The 16,218-nt window shown below is 63.3% G+C and carries 16 protein-coding genes; 12 read left to right on the top strand and 4 right to left on the bottom strand.

All coding sequences use genetic code 11. From position 1 onward, the window contains the following. Positions 1-38: 38 nt before the first annotated feature. The gene (locus tag NH448_RS15570; RefSeq protein WP_045993636.1) at positions 39-740 is read right to left on the bottom strand and encodes a DUF1028 domain-containing protein; all 702 of its coding nucleotides are present in this window, start codon (positions 738-740) and stop codon (positions 39-41) included. Between the two features lie 8 nt (positions 741-748). Beyond that, positions 749-2,137, bottom strand: a complete 1,389-nt coding sequence (locus tag NH448_RS15565; protein ID WP_045993637.1) for an AbgT family transporter — start codon at positions 2,135-2,137, stop codon at positions 749-751. A gap of 266 nt (positions 2,138-2,403) precedes the next feature. On the opposite strand from NH448_RS15565, the gene NH448_RS15560 reads away from it, so the two are divergent. Continuing rightward, positions 2,404-3,318 carry a mechanosensitive ion channel family protein gene (locus tag NH448_RS15560; RefSeq protein ID WP_108449236.1) on the top strand — a complete coding sequence of 305 codons (915 nt, stop codon included), beginning with the start codon at positions 2,404-2,406 and terminating at the stop codon, positions 3,316-3,318. Positions 3,319-3,478: 160 nt separating this feature from the next. Continuing rightward, entirely contained in the window at positions 3,479-3,994 is a 516-nt protein-coding gene (locus tag NH448_RS15555; RefSeq protein WP_045993638.1) for a DUF805 domain-containing protein, read from the top strand. A gap of 36 nt (positions 3,995-4,030) precedes the next feature. Here NH448_RS15555 and NH448_RS15550 read toward each other — a convergent pair whose 3' ends face one another. Then, positions 4,031-4,969, bottom strand: coding sequence for a LysR substrate-binding domain-containing protein (locus NH448_RS15550; protein WP_045993639.1), 939 nt, complete (start codon positions 4,967-4,969; stop codon positions 4,031-4,033). A 117-nt stretch (positions 4,970-5,086) separates the two neighbouring features. Between NH448_RS15550 and NH448_RS15545 the strand changes: the two genes are divergently transcribed. The 6 genes from NH448_RS15545 (at position 5,087) to NH448_RS15520 (ending at position 10,869) form a co-directional block, all read left to right on the top strand. After that, on the top strand, positions 5,087-5,620 hold the full coding sequence (locus tag NH448_RS15545) for a TRAP transporter small permease subunit (protein WP_045993640.1): 534 nt from the start codon (positions 5,087-5,089) through the stop codon (positions 5,618-5,620). Next, entirely contained in the window at positions 5,613-6,911 is a 1,299-nt protein-coding gene (locus NH448_RS15540; RefSeq protein WP_045993641.1) for a TRAP transporter large permease, read from the top strand. The genes NH448_RS15545 and NH448_RS15540 overlap by 8 nt, the downstream gene beginning before the upstream one ends. An 86-nt stretch (positions 6,912-6,997) precedes the next feature. Further along, the gene (gene dctP / locus NH448_RS15535) at positions 6,998-7,990 is read left to right on the top strand and encodes a TRAP transporter substrate-binding protein DctP (protein WP_045993642.1); all 993 of its coding nucleotides are present in this window, start codon (positions 6,998-7,000) and stop codon (positions 7,988-7,990) included. A 62-nt stretch (positions 7,991-8,052) separates the two neighbouring features. Further along, entirely contained in the window at positions 8,053-9,177 is a 1,125-nt protein-coding gene (locus NH448_RS15530; RefSeq protein WP_045993643.1) for an FAD-dependent oxidoreductase, read from the top strand. Next, positions 9,155-9,475, top strand: coding sequence for a (2Fe-2S)-binding protein (locus tag NH448_RS15525; RefSeq protein ID WP_045993644.1), 321 nt, complete (start codon positions 9,155-9,157; stop codon positions 9,473-9,475). Before NH448_RS15530 ends, NH448_RS15525 begins: the two co-directional genes overlap by 23 nt. Further along, positions 9,472-10,869 carry an NAD(P)/FAD-dependent oxidoreductase gene (locus NH448_RS15520; protein ID WP_045993645.1) on the top strand — a complete coding sequence of 466 codons (1,398 nt, stop codon included), beginning with the start codon at positions 9,472-9,474 and terminating at the stop codon, positions 10,867-10,869. The genes NH448_RS15525 and NH448_RS15520 overlap by 4 nt, the downstream gene beginning before the upstream one ends. Positions 10,870-10,908: 39 nt before the next feature. Here NH448_RS15520 and NH448_RS15515 read toward each other — a convergent pair whose 3' ends face one another. Next, positions 10,909-12,411, bottom strand: coding sequence for a sigma 54-interacting transcriptional regulator (locus NH448_RS15515; protein ID WP_045993686.1), 1,503 nt, complete (start codon positions 12,409-12,411; stop codon positions 10,909-10,911). A 231-nt stretch (positions 12,412-12,642) separates the two neighbouring features. Between NH448_RS15515 and speB the strand changes: the two genes are divergently transcribed. The 4 genes from speB to NH448_RS15495 form a co-directional block, all read left to right on the top strand. Then, a complete protein-coding gene (gene speB / locus NH448_RS15510; RefSeq protein WP_045993646.1) occupies positions 12,643-13,593 on the top strand; it encodes an agmatinase in 951 nt (316 codons plus the stop codon). A gap of 92 nt (positions 13,594-13,685) precedes the next feature. Continuing rightward, positions 13,686-15,071, top strand: a complete 1,386-nt coding sequence (locus NH448_RS15505; protein WP_083970496.1) for a YjiH family protein — start codon at positions 13,686-13,688, stop codon at positions 15,069-15,071. Between the two features lie 13 nt (positions 15,072-15,084). Then, the gene (locus NH448_RS15500; protein WP_071211135.1) at positions 15,085-15,768 is read left to right on the top strand and encodes an HD domain-containing protein; all 684 of its coding nucleotides are present in this window, start codon (positions 15,085-15,087) and stop codon (positions 15,766-15,768) included. After that, positions 15,765-16,218, top strand: a 454-nt coding sequence (locus tag NH448_RS15495) for a thiamine pyrophosphate-binding protein (protein WP_253028991.1), incomplete at its 3' end; no start/stop codon positions are given. The genes NH448_RS15500 and NH448_RS15495, both read left to right, overlap by 4 nt.

Genomic DNA, 16,218 nt, shown 5'->3' with positions numbered 1-16,218 from the left:
CGGGTGCCTTGAGGCACCGGAATAACGAAGGAATGGCGTCAGCGACGCGGCAGGGACGCCAGAAAGTCGGCAAAGGCAGGCGCGCGCACACGCCTGGCCAGGGCGCGCAACTCGTCCGCGATATCGCCCTCACACCAATCGACACGCAGATCGAGGGGGGCCTGGGTGAACGACTCGATACGCAGAGCGGCGGAGCGCGTGCCTCTGACGTCGCCCCCCTCTGCCAGGGCGACCTCCAGGGCGTCGATCAGTCCCTCGAGCAGCGTCGCCTCATAGTCGTCGCGGTACTCGGGCGTTGCGCCCTGGCGCACGGCGTCGGCGTTGGTACAACAGGTGTCGACAAAGGCATGAGCCAGGGCCTCGACCACCTTGGCGCTGGCCAGCAGATTGCCCGCCGTGGCCACGCCGGGGTAGCAACAGGAAGCGACGGTGGCGAGGTTGTCGGCACCGCTATGCAGCGCTGAGCGCCCCTGGACATCCATCACCAGGCACTGACGCAACGAGGTGCCCTTGTCGGCGTCGACCTGCCGGGCAAGCGCACCGCGGGCATCCTCCCCCCGTTCCAGCGCCCGGCGGACACCGTCGGGATACCAGGGGTGGGTAACCCGCCCCTGGGTCGCGCAGGCGCCGACGCCACGCCACACATGGTGAACGTAGCCGCCCACCGCCACACCTCCGGTGGCGGTGAGGGCGGCTACCGTGCCGGTAGCCGGATGAACATGCAGCAGCGACAGTGTCATGGCGCGACCTAGTAGCCGACCATATGGCCGATCACCAGACCACCCCAGGACAGCAGGTAGACCAGCGCCATGAAGGGCAGGATAGCCTTCAGCCACTTCTCGTAGGACACCCGGCCCAGCGCCAGCATCGCCAGGGTGCCACCGGAGGTCGGCACGATCAGGTTGGTCAGGCCGTCACCCACCTGGAAGGCGGTGATCATCAGCTGGCGGCTCATGCCGACCAGGTCGGCCACCGGCACCAGGATCGGCATGGTCACCAGCGCCTGGCCAGAGCCGGATGGCACAAACAGATTGATCACCCCCTGGACGACGCTGGCCATGATCGCCGACAGCGCCCCCGGGATGTCCTGAATCAGACCGCTCAAGGCGTAGACGATGGTGTCGATGATCTGGGCGTCCTTGAGGATCACCTGGATCGAGGCGGCCAGGCCGATGACCAGGGCGCCCGCCGTCACGCCGGATGCCCCTTCCATCATCTGCTTGACGATCTCGTTGGCCGACAGGCCGTTGACGATGCCGATCACGATGGCGATCAGCAGGAACATGCCGGCAATCTCATTGATGTACCAGCCCTGGGTAAAGACCCCCACCAGCATGGCGGCGAGGCCACCGACGAACACCACCAGCGTGAGCTTGTCGCGCTTGCTCATGTGGTACTCGTCCAGCGACTTGCTCATGGCCTTGGCGTCGTTGGGCTCCTCGAAGTCCATGCGGGTGACGAATCGACAGATATACCAGGACAACAGGCCCAATGAGGTCAGCACCAGCAAGGCACGCAGCCAGGCGCCGGAAAAGGTCGGTAGCTCGGCGATGCCCTGGGCCACGCCCACGGTATAGGGGTTGATCGGCGACAGTGCAAAGCCCACGCCGATGCCACCCACCGCCATGGTGGTGCCCACCAGGCTGGAGCAGCCCACCGCGCTGGCGATCAGCACCGCAATGGGCACCAGCGCAATATTGTTCTCGAAGCCGACGGCCACACCGAAGAAGCCGTAGATGAAGGTGCCGGCGGTGATGATGACGTTACGCCGTTCGACGCCGACGCGATTGACCGCCACCCCGATGGCGTTCTCCAGGGCGCCGGTGCGTTGAAGGATATGGAACAGCCCGCCGGCGATGAACACGATGAACAGGTACAGCGAGGCCGCGTTCAAGCCCTTGGGAATTGCCACGAAGATGTCGAAAGGCGAGATCGCCGCCACGTCGCTCAGATAATGAAAGGAGTCCGGCACTACGCGGGTGCGTCCATCCTGCATGACCCGCTCGAACTCGCCGGCGGGAATGATGAAGGTCAGCGCATAGGTGGCGAGCAGGATCAGGAAGATCAGCACCATCGGGTCTGGCACCGTGCGATACCACTTCTTGCGCTCTTTCAGCGTCTGGTCGTGGGCACTCATGGAGTTGTCCTTGTTGTGGAAGAACCGTTCTGGATCGTTTGTCGAAGAAGGCCTGGCGATGGAGTGACGCCGCGAGCGTATCGCGGCCACCTCCAGATGAACAAAAGTATTTATCATGATAAATAGAGGGTCAAGTCGGAACCGACGCGGTATCCGGACTGCCAGCGTTGGCAGGTGACGCGCGATTTGCCTGGCGCCCCGCTATGCTCAGCAACAAGGGCGCAGGATAGTGCGCCCACCGCCTGAACATGGCCCGGGAGGATGCGATGGAAGAACTGGAACAACTACCCTTCGTGTCGCTGCTGCTGGGAGAGGTTCAGGCCTACCTGTCAGACATTGGCTCTGCTGGCCCACGACTGGCCGCCGGCCTGCTGCTGATCCTGGTGACCTGGCTGGTGGCGAGATTCGGCCGCGCCCTGGTGGCTCGGGTGGCCGACAAGGCCAAGCTTCGACGCAATCTTCGCGACGTCCTGACCATGCTGACGGGGCTCTGTCTTTGGCTCGGGGGACTTCTGATCACCATCACCCTGATCTTCCCCACCGTCACCCCCGGCAAGGCCCTGACCACCCTGGGCCTCGGTTCCATCGCCATCGGCTTCGCCTTCAAGGACGTGTTCGAGAACTTCCTCGCCGGCCTCTTGATCCTGTGGCGAGAACCCTTCCAGATCGGCGACCACATCGCCCTTGAGGCCAACGACGTGGAAGGACAGGTAGAGCAGATCACGGTGCGCGACAGCCGTATCCGCCGCACCGACGGCCAGATGATCGTGGTGCCCAACGCCCTGCTGTTCCAGCAGCCGGTCATCGTTCGCACCAACCGCGATATCCGGCGCACCTCCATCATCGTTGGCGTCGCCTACGACGAGGACGTGGACCAGGCTCGCGAGATCATCCAGGGCGCGGTCGCCGAGGTGGACTCGGTGCGCAGCGACGTGCGTGCGGTGCAGGTCTTCGCCAAGGCCTTCGGCGCCAGTTCCATCGACTTCGAGGTGGCCTGGTGGACCGGGTCCCGCCCCGTCGACATCCGCGCTTCCCGCGATCAGGTGGTGGCATCCATCAAGCGCGCGCTCGATGAGGCCAATATCGAGATTCCCTTCCCTTACCGCACCCTGGTGTTCAAGGACCAGGCAGAGGCCGAACGCTTCCATCCTTCGGAAGCAGGTCGCCCACCAGACTTATGAACCAGCACTATTTACGCGGTTCGTACTAGAAACTACGTGATCGCCTATCTAGACCAAGGGAGAAAATGGGTAGGATTCAAGTCGGAAGGACGCAGCTTATCGAACCAGTCTCCCTCAACTGCACACCGGCATCACGCTGGATCTACAGGACGAGATACCGATGCATCGCCCTACTGCTCCCGGATTTCACGACCCTGTCGCCCCCGGTCACTCATCGCCCCAGGCCTTCGAGCTCAGGCGAGTGCTGCCGGGCTACTGGTTCGACAGCCTGGCGGGGCGCGAGAGTCGTCTCGACTTCTGTCTCAACGCTACCCTGGCGCTATCGTTCTACTATGCCGCCCTGTGGGCGACCACCATCACCGCCCCCGCCCTCGAGGACGCATTGACGATCAAGGCAGGCCTGCTGGGGCTCTGGTGGGTTGTCATCAGCCTTCAGCCCTTGGTGCTGCACGGCACTCGTCGCCTGCACGACCTGGGCCAGGCGGGCTTGTGGAGCCTGATGCTGCTGGTCCCCGGCGCCAACCTGCTGCTGACGGTGGTACTCGCCATGCAGCCCGGGGAGTCCAGCGACACCGAGCACGACGAACGGGGCTCTACCAGCGGTGCGGTATTGGTGCTGAAGCCACTGCTGATCCTGGCCACCTGGGTCGGGTTCTTTTACGTCTTCCGTCAGTAAGCCGGGGAAGTGGGCAGTAAACACTGCAGGAGCACGTCAGGGCCTTTCGGTAAGAGAGAAGAGATCGTCAGTTTCCCTTGCCAGCAACCTCGCCTCCTCTCGCACCCGGTCGATAAACGCCCGGGCAAGGCGAGACGGCTCCCGATCGCGAGGCACGATCAAGCTGTAGCGATACGGGATACGCGGTTCGAAGCGCTTGACCACCAGCCCCAACTTTCGATAGTGAAGCGCCGTCATCGGATCAACCAGCGATACCCCTCCACCAGCCAGCACGAAACCACAGGCGGCATAGTGCAATTGGGTATCAAAGGCCTGATGACGTTTCACCTCCCGCTCCTCGAACAGCCGATCCACGGATTCCCGCAAGCGCTGTTCCGGACCCAGCGAGACAAACGTCTCGCCCGCCAGATCCTCAGGTTCCAGATGCTCACGGTCGGCTAGCGGATGCCCCGCAGGCAATACACACACAACCCTACTGTCCAGCAGGGCTCGCTCCACGACAGCGGGATCGTCTACCGGAATGGCGGAAATGACTCCCAGGTCAAAATGCTGGCCGGCAACGAGATCGATCACTTGCTGCGTATTTCGAACCTGCAAAGTGGCGGAAACACCACTATGCGCCGCTAGAAACCCGCGAACCACACCTGGCAAGAAATCCAGCGAGATCGCCGGCATACCGGCGATCCGCAAGCTGCCCAGATGAAACTCCCTGAGTTCTTCCGCCGCTCTAGATAGCTGCTCCAGCGATACGAAGGCTCGTTCGACCTCCTCGTAAAAGAACCTTGCCTCCGCTGTTGGCACCAGTCGCCGTCGATGACGCTCGAACATGGACACGCCCACCGTCTGCTCGAAGTCATGCAACAGGCGACTCACCGCTGGCTGGGAAATGCACAGAATGTCCGCTGCACGAGTGGTCGTCCCCCCCTGCATGACCGCTCTAAAAGCCTCGATTTGTCGGTAGGTTACTTTCGCCATGAGACACCTAAAACATCATGTTATCTAATGATACTGAAAAACGATTTGAGGTTATACGTGTTGAATACCACGATGAGCGCATCGGTCCCCAACAACACAACAAGTGAGGCGACCCCGATGGATCGACTCTTTCGCTATGCCCTTACAGCATTGATCAGCATCGTAGCCCTGGCGCAGTTCGTGCAGGTGATCACCCGCTACCTGCTCGAGACTCCGGTCATGGGTCTCGAGGAAGCTGCGATCATTCCCACCATCTGGCTCTACATCCTCGGCAGCGTCAATGCGTCTCGAGAAGACTCTCAGATCCGAGCCAATGTCCTGGATATCTTCCTCTCACGCGAGCGCTCTCGGGCTTGGCTCCAGGTCGTCTCGGACAGCATCAGCATTGTCGTGTCGACCTGGCTGACGCTGTGGGCCTGGAACTACTTCGAGTACGTGCTGCGGGTCGACAAGCAGACCCCGACACTCTACCTGCCGACGCTGTGGTACGAATCTGCGCTGCTGATCGGCCTGGTACTGATGATTGTGTTCACGCTGTGGCACCTGATTCGCAATCTGGCCTATCTGGCTGGAAGGCGACAGCGCCCCGACCTCGCCGCCCAGGACGAGGCCATTGATCAGGACAACGGGAAGGATGCTCCCCATGATTGAGATCGCCCTGCTTGCCTTCGCCACTCTGATCGTACTGCTCAGCCTTGGCGTTCCCCTGCCCTACTGTTTCGGCGCCGCCTTGATGGTGATGACGGTGATCGGCGAAGCGACGATGCGCGGTTTGATGGTCTGGGGATTCAGCCAGTTGACCAATCCGGTGCTGCTGGCAATTCCCCTGTTCGTCTTCGCCGGCACTCTGATGAGCGTCAGTGGCATCGCTAGCAGTCTGCTGAAATTCGTCAACGTCTTCGTCGGCCGTGTTCGTGGAGGGCTCGGCGCGGTAGCCGCCGTAAGCTGTGCCATCATCGGTGCCATTTCCGGCAGTGGTCTGACCGGCATCGCCGCCATCGGTCCACTGCTGATTCCCGAAATGGAGCGCAAGGGCTATCCGCGGGCCTACTCGACAGCACTAATCGCCAACGCTTCGATCCTGGGACTGCTGATACCGCCAAGCGTCACCATGATCGTCTATGGCTGGGTCACCGATACCTCGATTCTCGCCAGTTTCCTCGCCACACTCGGCCCCGGACTCTTGATCATGCTGAACTTCTGTCTGGTCAACATGGTCATGACTCGAAAATTCGATCTGGTGCTCGACGAGCCCCTGCCGATGGACAAGATGATGCGCGAAGCAGGACGTCGCACCACCCACGCGCTACCCGCGTTGCTGATGCCGGTCATCATCCTTGGTGGCATCTACGGCGGCATCATGACGCCGACCGAAGCCGCTGCCGTGGCGGTGATCTACGCCATTCCTGTTGGTTTCCTGATCTATCGTGGCCTCACCTGGCAGACCTTTCTGGCCTCTGGCAAGGAGTCAGCGACAGCGGTGGGCGCCATTCTGATTATGATCCTCTTCAGCCTGATGCTGAGCCAGATCTACGTACTCGAAGCCATTCCCCAACAGTTGGTCGACATGATCTTCGCGATCACCGACAACAAGCTGATTCTGCTTATCCTCATCAATCTGCTGCTGTTCTTTATCGGCATGATCGTCAACGACATCACCGCGATCATCCTGACCGCACCGCTGTTGCTGCCACTGATGGAGGCGCTCGGTGTAAGCCCTGTTCAGTTCGCCGCCATCATGGGGGTCAATACCGCCATGGGAGGGGTCACCCCTCCCTACGCCAGCATCCTGTATCTGGGGGCTCGCATCGGCAAGGTCCGCTTCACCCAAGTCATTCGTCCTGCCATGACTCTGATCCTGTTCGGCTACATCCCGGTGGTGGTGCTGGTCTCAGCCTGGCCGGATCTATCCGAGTACCTGCCGGGCCTGTTCGGCTATTGATCCAACGGACAAGCCCCTGGCGCCGCTCGTCGCTGGCATCACGAGCTTCCAATGACAACGACACTCCGACCAGAAAGGAAAACACCATGACCACAAAAAGCCTCCTTGTCAGTCTGATCGCCGCGGCGGCCCTTGCATCCGCCACAGCCCAGGCCACCAGCCTCAAGCTCTCCCACGTGCGTCCTCAGAACACAGCCATCGACCAGGCGGCAGCGGCCTTTGCTGATGATGTCGCCACCTCCACCGAGGGCGAGTTGAACATCCGCCTATTCCCGGCCAATGCCCTGGGCGACTACACCATCGTGCAGGAAAGAGTCAGCCTGGGCGCCGTCGACATGGCGGTCCAGCCTCCGGCGTCGGGGGCCGACAAGCGCTTTCAGCTAGCTTACCTGCCCTATCTGGTTCGCAACTGGGACGACGCCAAGCGGGTTTTCGAGCCGGGCGCGCCGATGCGCGAGGAAATCGAGAGCATCTATGCCAGTCAGGATATACGTGTTCTGGCGGCCTGGCCGGTCTACTTCGGCGGCATCGCCCTCAACAGCGACGTTGAGAACCCTGCCGATCCCTCGGCTGACAAGGGCGCCAAGCTACGTGTACCGCCGATGAAGTCGTTCCAACTGATGGCGGACAACATCGGATACATCGGCTCTCCCCTACCCTTCTCTGACGCCTTCACGGCGGTACAGACCGGGGTTGTCGATGGCGTCATGGGGTCTGGAGCAGAGGGCTACTACGCCTCGTTTAGAGATGTCACCAACACCTACGTACCACTCAACACCCACTTCGAGGTGTGGTACCTGCTGATCAACGAAGGTGTCTACAGCGATCTAGACGACGCTGCCCGACAGGCACTGAGTGAAGCAGCAGCTCGCTTCGAGTCCGCTCGCTGGGAAAACGCCCAAGCCGACCAGGCCCACAACGAACAACTGCTGGCCGAGGCCGGCGCCACCCTGATTGAGGTCGATGACGCCCAGATCGACGCCACCGCGTCCATCGTGCGAGAGAAGGTCTGGCCAGTCATCCTCGATGACATCGGCGCCGACTGGGCTCAAAGCGTCCTCGATCAGGTCATCGAATAAGGCCGCTTTCCACCTTCGATCCGCCCGCGGGCGGATCCCCTCTGCTTTAAAGAGGCAGTCTCATGCAACAAGCGACCAAGACATCCTCCTCTCTCAGCGACGTGGTCGTAGTGGGCGGCGGCCTGGTCGGCCTCGCCGTGGGCGTCGGCCTGGCACGCCAAGGATTGACGGTACGAGTGCTCGACGAGGGCGACTTGGCCATCCGAGCATCGCGGGGCAATTTTGGCCTTGTCTGGGTGCAGGGCAAGGGCGATAACCTGCCGCAATACGCCACTATCAGCCGACGCTCCGCAGCACGCTGGCCACGCTTTGCCGAAGAACTGAGGGAAAGCACCGGTATCGACCTTCAACTGGAGCAGCGAGGTGGTCTCTACCTATGCCAGACTCAACAGGAACTGCAAGCCCGACACGCCATGTTACGCCGGATGCGTGAGGACGCTGAGGGTGACTACCCCTTCGAGGTGCTCGACCTTCAACAGGCACGAGACTTCATTCCAGAACTCGGCGACCAGACAGCAGGAGCCACCTGGTGCCCAGAGGATGGTCACGTTAACCCGCTGCGGCTGCTGCGGGCGCTAATGCAACGCTTCATCGATCTCGGCGGAAAACTCGAAACCGGCGGACGCGTCGAACGCATCGACCACCGCGACGGCGCCTTTCGACTCCAGACAGCGTACGGCCGCTATTCTGCCGCCAAGGTGGTCCTCGCCGCCGGACTCGGAAATCGCGACCTTGCCCCTCAGGTCGGCCTGACAGCCCCCGTGTCGCCAAATCGTGGCCAGGTGCTGATCGCCGAGCGCGTTCGCCCCTTCCTGTGCTACCCCACGGGCCATGTTCGCCAGACCGGAGAAGGCACGATTCAGATCGGCGATTCAAAAGAGGATGTGGGCTTTGACACAGCGACGACCAACGACGTCATGGCCCATATCGCCGCCCGTGCCTTGCGTTTCTTTCCCCTGCTTCGCGATGTCCAGCTGATCCGCGCCTGGAGCGCCCTGAGGGTAATGACCCCCGACGGATATCCGCTTTACGAAGCTTCCACCAGTCACCCGGGTGCCTACCTGGTGACCTGTCACAGCGGTGTTACCCTGGCCGCCTTCCATGAAGGCCCGTTGGCTGACTGGATCGGCGGCGCCCCCACCGACCAGCCCCTGGAGGTGTTTCGTGCCCAACGCCTTGCCCTTTGAGCGCCTAGCCCGGCGCGACCAGCCATCGCTTACCGTCTTTGTCGACGACACACCCGTCAAGGTCTACGCCGGAGACAGCGTCGCCGCTGCCGTTCTTGCAGCAGGTTGCCTGCCGTCTCGACGAACCGCCGTGAGCGGAGATCCTCGTGCGCCCTACTGCCTGATGGGTGCCTGTTTCGAATGCCTGCTGACCATCGATGATCGTCCCAATCAGCAGGGCTGCATGACCGAGGTTCGCGACCAGATGCGTATCACCTTCCAGTCCGGCGTCCGTCCCACTCAGGAGATATTCAGATGACCATCTCCACTCCCGACTACGACCTGGCTATCGTCGGCGCTGGACCAGCCGGTATGGCCGCAGCCACTGCCGCTGTCGAGTGCGGCCTGACGTGCGTCCTGATCGATGAACAACAGGCGCCAGGCGGCCAGATCTACCGCTCCATCGGACAGAGCCCGTTGTGCGACGAGTCCATCCTCGGCGCCGACTACTACGCCGGCCGGCGACTACTCGAGGCACTCCCACGAAGCGGCGCCGTGAAGACAATGTTCGGACACACTCTGTGGGGAGTGGAAGATGGACTTGTCCTGCACCTTTCTCGGACGGGCGAAGGCCGTCGACTTACGGCGTCACGCCTGCTACTGGCCACCGGCGCCCAGGAAAGGCCCGTACCCTTCCCGGGATGGACACTTCCGGGGGTAATGACCTGCGGTGCCGCTCAAATCGCCTTGAAGAGTCACGCACTGGTGCCTCCCGCTCCCCTGGTGCTGGCGGGTAGCGGCCCACTGCTGTTACTGCTGACGGCACAATTGCTTCGCGCCGGAGTGAAAATCCGGGCGTTGCTTGATACCACGCCTCGCGGCCAGTGGCGCCAGTCACTGCCTCACTTGATGCAGGCCACACGCAACCTGCCACTATTGATGAAAGGTGGCACACTGCTGAGAGATGTTCGACGCTCACGGATACCGCTATATCGACACGTGTCCTCGTTGCGAGCTGAAGGCCAAGAGGACCGGGTTTCAGAAGTGCATTTCACCTCTGATGGCAAGCACCACAGTTTGGACTGCGCCAGCCTGCTAGTGCATCAGGGCGTCGTCCCCAATATTCAGCTCAGCCGCGCTCTGGAGCTCGACCACCACTGGCATGCCGCCCAACAATGCTGGCATCCCACACTGGATAGCGATGGCCGAAGCTCACGACCGGAAATCGCTGTCGCCGGTGATGGCGGCGGCATTTCCGGGGCAAAGGCCGCCGAGGCGGACGGGCGAATGGTAGCGCTGGCCATTGCCAGGGAACTCGGACGTCTCGACGAGCGTCGCTACAGAGCGATGACCCGCGCACCGCGCCGGCTCAGAACACGCGAACGCTCAGCCCGGCCGTTTCTCGACCACCTCTATTCACCTTCGCGGGACATTCTGGCTCCTCCCGACGAGACTCTGGTGTGCCGCTGCGAAGAGGTCACTGCTGGAGAAATCAGACGACTCGCCCGCCACGGCTGCCCTGGCCCCAACCAGGCCAAAGCCTACAGCCGCGCAGGCATGGGTCCCTGCCAGGGCCGACTATGCGGCCTGACCATCAACCAGTTGATCGCCACTACACAGAAGCGTGAACCCGAGGAGGTGGGGTACTACCGGCTGAGGATGCCGATCAAGCCGATCACACTAGGTGAGCTGGCCGATACAGATAGCGGCTGAGAGCCCAACAATACCCTGCTGTCGGCCGTCTTACCCAGTTCACCCGATCCGCAACCCATGCTGCTTGAGCTTGCGCACCACGCTTGGCTGGCTGATGCCGAGGTGTTCGGCGATGGCGTAGGTGGTGGGAAGGGTACGGCAGCAATCGGCAAGGATCTCACGCTCGCGCCGGGCCAGGGCGGCCTTCAGGCCCTCGCCCCGGGCAAGCGACAGCTCGGGTCGCGCTGCGCCTGGTGCGGATGGTGTCGCGGGTGACAAAGCGCCATCAGCCAGCGCAGCGGAGTCTCCGGTGAGGGACGCCGCCGTCTGCTGCGCTTCACGCTGCTGCCCGCCGAGCGGCCCTACCGAGGCCCCCGTGGACGGCACCAGCAGATCGCCCTGGATGACATCGTCACTGGATAACCAGGCCCTCTCCAGGGTGTTTTCCAACTCACGCACATTGCCCGGCCAATCCCAGCCCATCAGCGCCTGCCACACGTCTCGCGACAGCATCTTGTCGCGTCCATAACGCCGATTGAGGCGCTTTAGCTGGCGCTCGACCAGGCCGGGAATATCCTCGCGACGCTCGCGCAGGGGCGGCAGGGTGACCGGAATCACGTTCAGCCGGTAGTACAGATCCAGGCGAAACAGGCCCTGCTCGACCCGTGCCGACAGGTCCTGATTGGTGGCCACCACCAGGCGAAAGTCGACCCGTCGCGGGGCCCTGTCCCCAAGCCGGGTAATACTGCCGTCCTGGATGGTCTTCAGCAGCTTGGTCTGCACCGCCAGGGGCAACTCGCCGATCTCGTCGAGAAACAGGGTGCCGCCCTCGGCCTGCTCGATCAGCCCCTTGCGGCCCCCCGGCGCAGCGCCGGAAAACGCGCCCTTTTCATGGCCGAACATCTCCGATTCGAACAGGCTTTCAGGGATGGCGGCGCAGTTGACGTCGATAAAGGGGCCATCGCGGCGAGAACTCCAACGGTGCAGCTGGCGGGCGAAAGCGGTCTTGCCCACCCCGGACTCGCCCAGCATCAAGACCGTGGCGTCGGTGGGCGCGACCCGCTTGAGCAGCAGCGCCACCTCGCGCATCAGCTGGCTTTTCACCTCCAGGTCATCGAGCTCGGCTTCGAGTGCTTCGCTGTCGCTCTCCAGCGCATGGCCCCGGCGCAGGTGCTCGCTGAAGCGGCGCTGCAACAGCGCGTACTCCTGCTGCAGCAGCTGCAGATCGGTCAAGTCCATGGAGCGGCTGACCACCGCCACCAGCCGCTCACCCTCGAATACCGGATGGGCCTGGGCGATGACCCGGCGTCCGGTGCCGGTGCGCTGGACCAGCTGGGCCGGCCGCCCGCTGCGAATGACCTCCAGGCTGACCGACGGGGTCAGCACGCCATCGGCCTCGAGCCGCTGCACGCTGGTGGCGCAGAGCTCTTCGCAGGACATGCCGTAGACCGCCGCCGCCCCGGGACTGACGTCGCGGATACGACCGTCCGGCGCGACGATGAAGAAGTGGTCGTGGGCGGTATCGATGATGGTCTTGAGAATCTTGGTGTCGTCGTCGCTCATCAAACGATCCATAAATGCATCATTGATTCAGAAGTGTATCACGATGCGTCGGGATCGCGATTCACTTCTGGATCACTTCTACCACCACAGCAGACCATCCCTTGGAATCCCTGCACCTCTATTACATCTTTAGTATAAATGCCCAAAAGATGGCACGGCGTCTGCATCATCCACAACAACCGTCAGGCCCAGGGCCGCGACCGTCCCCATCCACGATGCCAGGAGTTCCCTGTGAGCGACTTCAATCAACCTCTCGGCGGCAACGAGATGCCGCGCTTCGGTGGCCCTGCCACCATGATGCGTCTGCCCACCCAGACCAGCGCCGAGGGTCTGGACGCCGCCTTTATCGGCATTCCCATGGACATCGGCACCTCCAACCGCCCGGGCACCCGACTGGGGCCGCGCCAGATCCGCGACGAATCGCGCATGCTGCGCCCCTACAATATGGCCACCCGTGCTGCACCCTTCGACAGCCTGCAGGTGGCGGACATCGGCGACGTGCCGATCAACACCTTCAACCTGCCGAAGAACCTGGACATCATCAGCCGCTTCTACGACGACGTCCTGTCCCACGACTGCGTGCCGCTGACCCTGGGCGGTGACCACACCCTGACCTGGCCGATCCTGCGTGCCATCGCCAAGAAGCATGGCCCGGTAGGGTTGATCCATATCGACGCCCACGCCGACGTCAACGAGCACATGTTCGGCGAAGAGGTGGCCCACGGCTGCCCGTTCCGCCGTGCCCAGGAAGAAGGGCTGCTGGACGCCAACCGGGTCGTCCAGATCGGCCTGCGAGGCACCGGCTACGCCGCCGAGGACTTCGACTGGTGTCGCCAGCAGGGCTTCCGCGTGGTCCAGGCCGAACAGTGCTGGCACAAGTCGCTCGAGCCGCTGATGGCCGAGGTGCGCGAGCAGATGGGCGATGGCCCGGTGTACATCTCGTTCGACATCGATGGCCTGGACCCGTCGGTGGCGCCCGGCACCGGCACGGTGGAAATGGGCGGCCTGACCTCGGCCCAGGGCCTGGAGATCGTGCGCGGCGCCCAGGGGCTCAATATCGTCGGCGGCGACCTGGTCGAAGTCTCCCCGCCCTACGACCCCAGCGGCAACACCGCCCTGATGGGCGCCACCCTGCTCTATGAAATGCTGTGCGTGCTCCCCGGAGTCGCGCGCCGCGACTGAATCCTCACAGGGCCAGGGAGTGGCCCTGGCGACAGCCAACGAGGCGCCCGCGTCAGGGCGCCGACCATTACAACAGCAAAGAGTGATCGCCCATGTCCTCCCACCTGCATTCTGCCGACAAGATCACGACCGACGGGGGCAAGCTAAGCACCCATGGTCTGATCAAGTTCCTCGTCCCGTCGTTGATCGGCATCCTGCTGTTCCTGGTGCCCTTCTCGGTCGGTGATACCATCAACATCGGCATGGGTCTGGCCGCCGACTGGCTCAAGGCCACCCTCGGCGACGCCCTGCCCGCCATCGCCACCGTCGTGCTCACCCTGTCCATCGTGCTGACCCTGGTGGTCAAGCTGACCAAACCAGGCTGGGCCCGCCAGGGCGCGATGAAGGAGCTGTTCGACATCGCCCCGCTGTGGGTGGTGATGCGCGCCCTCGGCGCCGCCTTCGCGCTGATGACCTACTTCCAGGTCGGCCCGGAGATGGTCACCGCCTCCTTCACCGGCGGGGTGATGCTCAATGACCTGGCGCCGGTGCTGCTGACCTTCTTCTTTTTTGCCGCCATCCTGCTGCCCTTCCTGGTGGACTTCGGCTTCATGGAGTTCATCGGCTCCATGGTGCGCACGCCCTTTCGCAAGATCTTCGGGCTGCCCGGGCGCAGCGCCATCGACGCCACCGCCTCCTGGATGGGCTCCGGCACCGTCGGCGTACTGATCACCACCCAGCAATACGAGCAGGGCTTCTACAACGCCCGCGAGGCCTCGGCCATCGCCACCAACTTCTCGATCGTGTCGATCGCCTTCGCCCTGCTGGTGACCAGCTTCATCGGCATCAACCACCTGTTCGTGCCGTTCTACCTGACCGTGGTGGTGGCCGGCCTGGTCGCCGCCGTCATCGTGCCGCGCCTGCCGCCGCTGTCACGCAAGGCCAACACCTACTACGAGCCGGTGGGCTGCCAGATCCAGGAAGAAAACACCGGCAACCAGAGTCTGTTGCGCTACAGCCTGGGCATCGCCGTGGCCCGCGCCGAGACCGCCCCGGGCCCGCTCAAGCTCGCCCGCCTGGCACTGTTCAACGTCGCCGACATCTTCTTCGGGCTGCTGCCGCTGGTCATCGCCATCGGTACCGTGGCGCTGGTACTGGCCGAGTTCACTCCGCTGTTCACCTGGCTGTCCATGCCGATGGTGCCGGTGCTCGAGTGGATGGGTCTGCCCGAGGCCGAGGCCGCCGCGCCGGCGACCCTGGTGGGCTTCGCCGACATGTTCCTGCCGGCGGTACTGGCCAGCGATATCGAGAGCGAACTGACTCGCTTCGTCATCGCCTGTCTGTCACTGACCCAGTTGATCTACATGTCAGAGATCGGCGCCCTGCTGCTGAAGTCACGGATCCCGCTCAAGCTGTGGGAACTGGTGGTGATCTTCCTGCTGCGCACCGCCATCACCCTGCCCATCATCGTGGTCATGGCCCACTGGCTGGTGGGTTGATCGGGAGGCCGACATGACAGACCCAAACGATGCTCACGCCGCCGGCAAGGCGGCCTTCACCCGCATCGACCAAAGCACGGCAGAAGACTGGGCGGTGATCGCCGCCCACGACGCCGACTACCTGGCCGGCCTCGCCGACAGCGTACTGGACACCCTCGCCCGGCTGGGCGAGGGCCACCAGCCCTACCAGATCACCCGGCTGGAGCACTGCCTGCAGAGCGCGACCCGGGCCGAGCGTGCCGGCGCCGACGAAGAGATGATCGTCGCCGCCCTGGTCCACGACATCGGTGACGAACTGGCGCTTTTCGACCACGCCGCCTTCGCTGCCTCGATCCTGCGCCCCTTCGTCAGCGAGAAGACCCACTGGATCGTCCAGCATCACGACGTCTTCCAGGGTCACTACTACTGGGACAAGGTCGGCGGCAACAAGGATGCCCGCGAGCAATTCCGCGGCCATCCCTGGTTCGACGACTGCGAAGCCTTCTGTCGTGACTGGGACTGCCCGTCCTTCGACCCCGCCTACGACACCCTGCCGCTGGCGCACTTCGAGCCCATGGTCAGGCGGATCTTTGCAAGAGCCCCCTACTCGGTGGCCCCGCACCCCGCCCTCGCCCCTGGCTCGTCTCAAGCCTCTGATCCGTCTCAAGCCCCTGGCCCGTCTCAAGCCCCTGATCCGTCTCAAGGAAGTACCGCATGACCTGCGCTGAACTGCTGATCCGTCTGCTGCGTGACACCTACGACGTGGACACCGTCTTCGGTATCCCCGGCGTCCACACCATCGAGCTCTATCGTGGCCTCGAAGGCGGCAATGGACACGACCACCAGGGCAGTGGCATCCGCCACGTCACCCCGCGCCATGAACAGGGCGCCGGCTTCATGGCCGACGGCTACGCCCGCACCACCGGCAAGCCCGGCGTGTGCTTCATCATCACCGGCCCCGGCATGACCAATATCGCCACCGCCATGGGCCAGGCCCTGGCCGACTCGGTGCCGATGCTGGTGATCTCCAGCGTCAACCGCCGCGACACCCTGGGACGCGGCCAGGGCCGGCTGCACGAACTCCCCGGCCAACGCGAGCTGATGGCCGGCGTCTCGCGCTTCAGCCACACCCTGCTCGACCCGAACGGCCTCGGCGAGGTGCTGGCCC

Source organism: Halomonas sp. OfavH-34-E (genome assembly GCF_024124525.1).
Lineage (GTDB): Bacteria > Pseudomonadota > Gammaproteobacteria > Pseudomonadales > Halomonadaceae > Halomonas > Halomonas litopenaei.
The sequence above is the reverse complement of the archived record's forward strand: the minus strand, read 5'-3'. Positions and strand labels throughout refer to the sequence as shown.

Bases quoted from the DNA above. Each gene is read 5' to 3' on its own strand.
- NH448_RS15565 (WP_045993637.1), bottom strand. From the start codon at position 2,137: ATGAGTGCCCACGACCAGACGCTGAAAGAGCGCAAGAAGTGGTATCGC.
- NH448_RS15545 (WP_045993640.1), top strand. From the start codon at position 5,087: ATGGATCGACTCTTTCGCTATGCCCTTACAGCATTGATCAGCATCGTA.
- dctP (WP_045993642.1), top strand. From the start codon at position 6,998: ATGACCACAAAAAGCCTCCTTGTCAGTCTGATCGCCGCGGCGGCCCTT.
- NH448_RS15555 (WP_045993638.1), top strand. From the start codon at position 3,479: ATGCATCGCCCTACTGCTCCCGGATTTCACGACCCTGTCGCCCCCGGT.
- NH448_RS15550 (WP_045993639.1), bottom strand. From the start codon at position 4,969: ATGGCGAAAGTAACCTACCGACAAATCGAGGCTTTTAGAGCGGTCATG.
- NH448_RS15530 (WP_045993643.1), top strand. From the start codon at position 8,053: ATGCAACAAGCGACCAAGACATCCTCCTCTCTCAGCGACGTGGTCGTA.
- NH448_RS15560 (WP_108449236.1), top strand. From the start codon at position 2,404: ATGGAAGAACTGGAACAACTACCCTTCGTGTCGCTGCTGCTGGGAGAG.
- NH448_RS15515 (WP_045993686.1), bottom strand. From the start codon at position 12,411: ATGAGCGACGACGACACCAAGATTCTCAAGACCATCATCGATACCGCC.
- NH448_RS15500 (WP_071211135.1), top strand. From the start codon at position 15,085: ATGACAGACCCAAACGATGCTCACGCCGCCGGCAAGGCGGCCTTCACC.
- NH448_RS15505 (WP_083970496.1), top strand. From the start codon at position 13,686: ATGTCCTCCCACCTGCATTCTGCCGACAAGATCACGACCGACGGGGGC.
- NH448_RS15540 (WP_045993641.1), top strand. From the start codon at position 5,613: ATGATTGAGATCGCCCTGCTTGCCTTCGCCACTCTGATCGTACTGCTC.
- NH448_RS15570 (WP_045993636.1), bottom strand. From the start codon at position 740: ATGACACTGTCGCTGCTGCATGTTCATCCGGCTACCGGCACGGTAGCC.
- NH448_RS15520 (WP_045993645.1), top strand. From the start codon at position 9,472: ATGACCATCTCCACTCCCGACTACGACCTGGCTATCGTCGGCGCTGGA.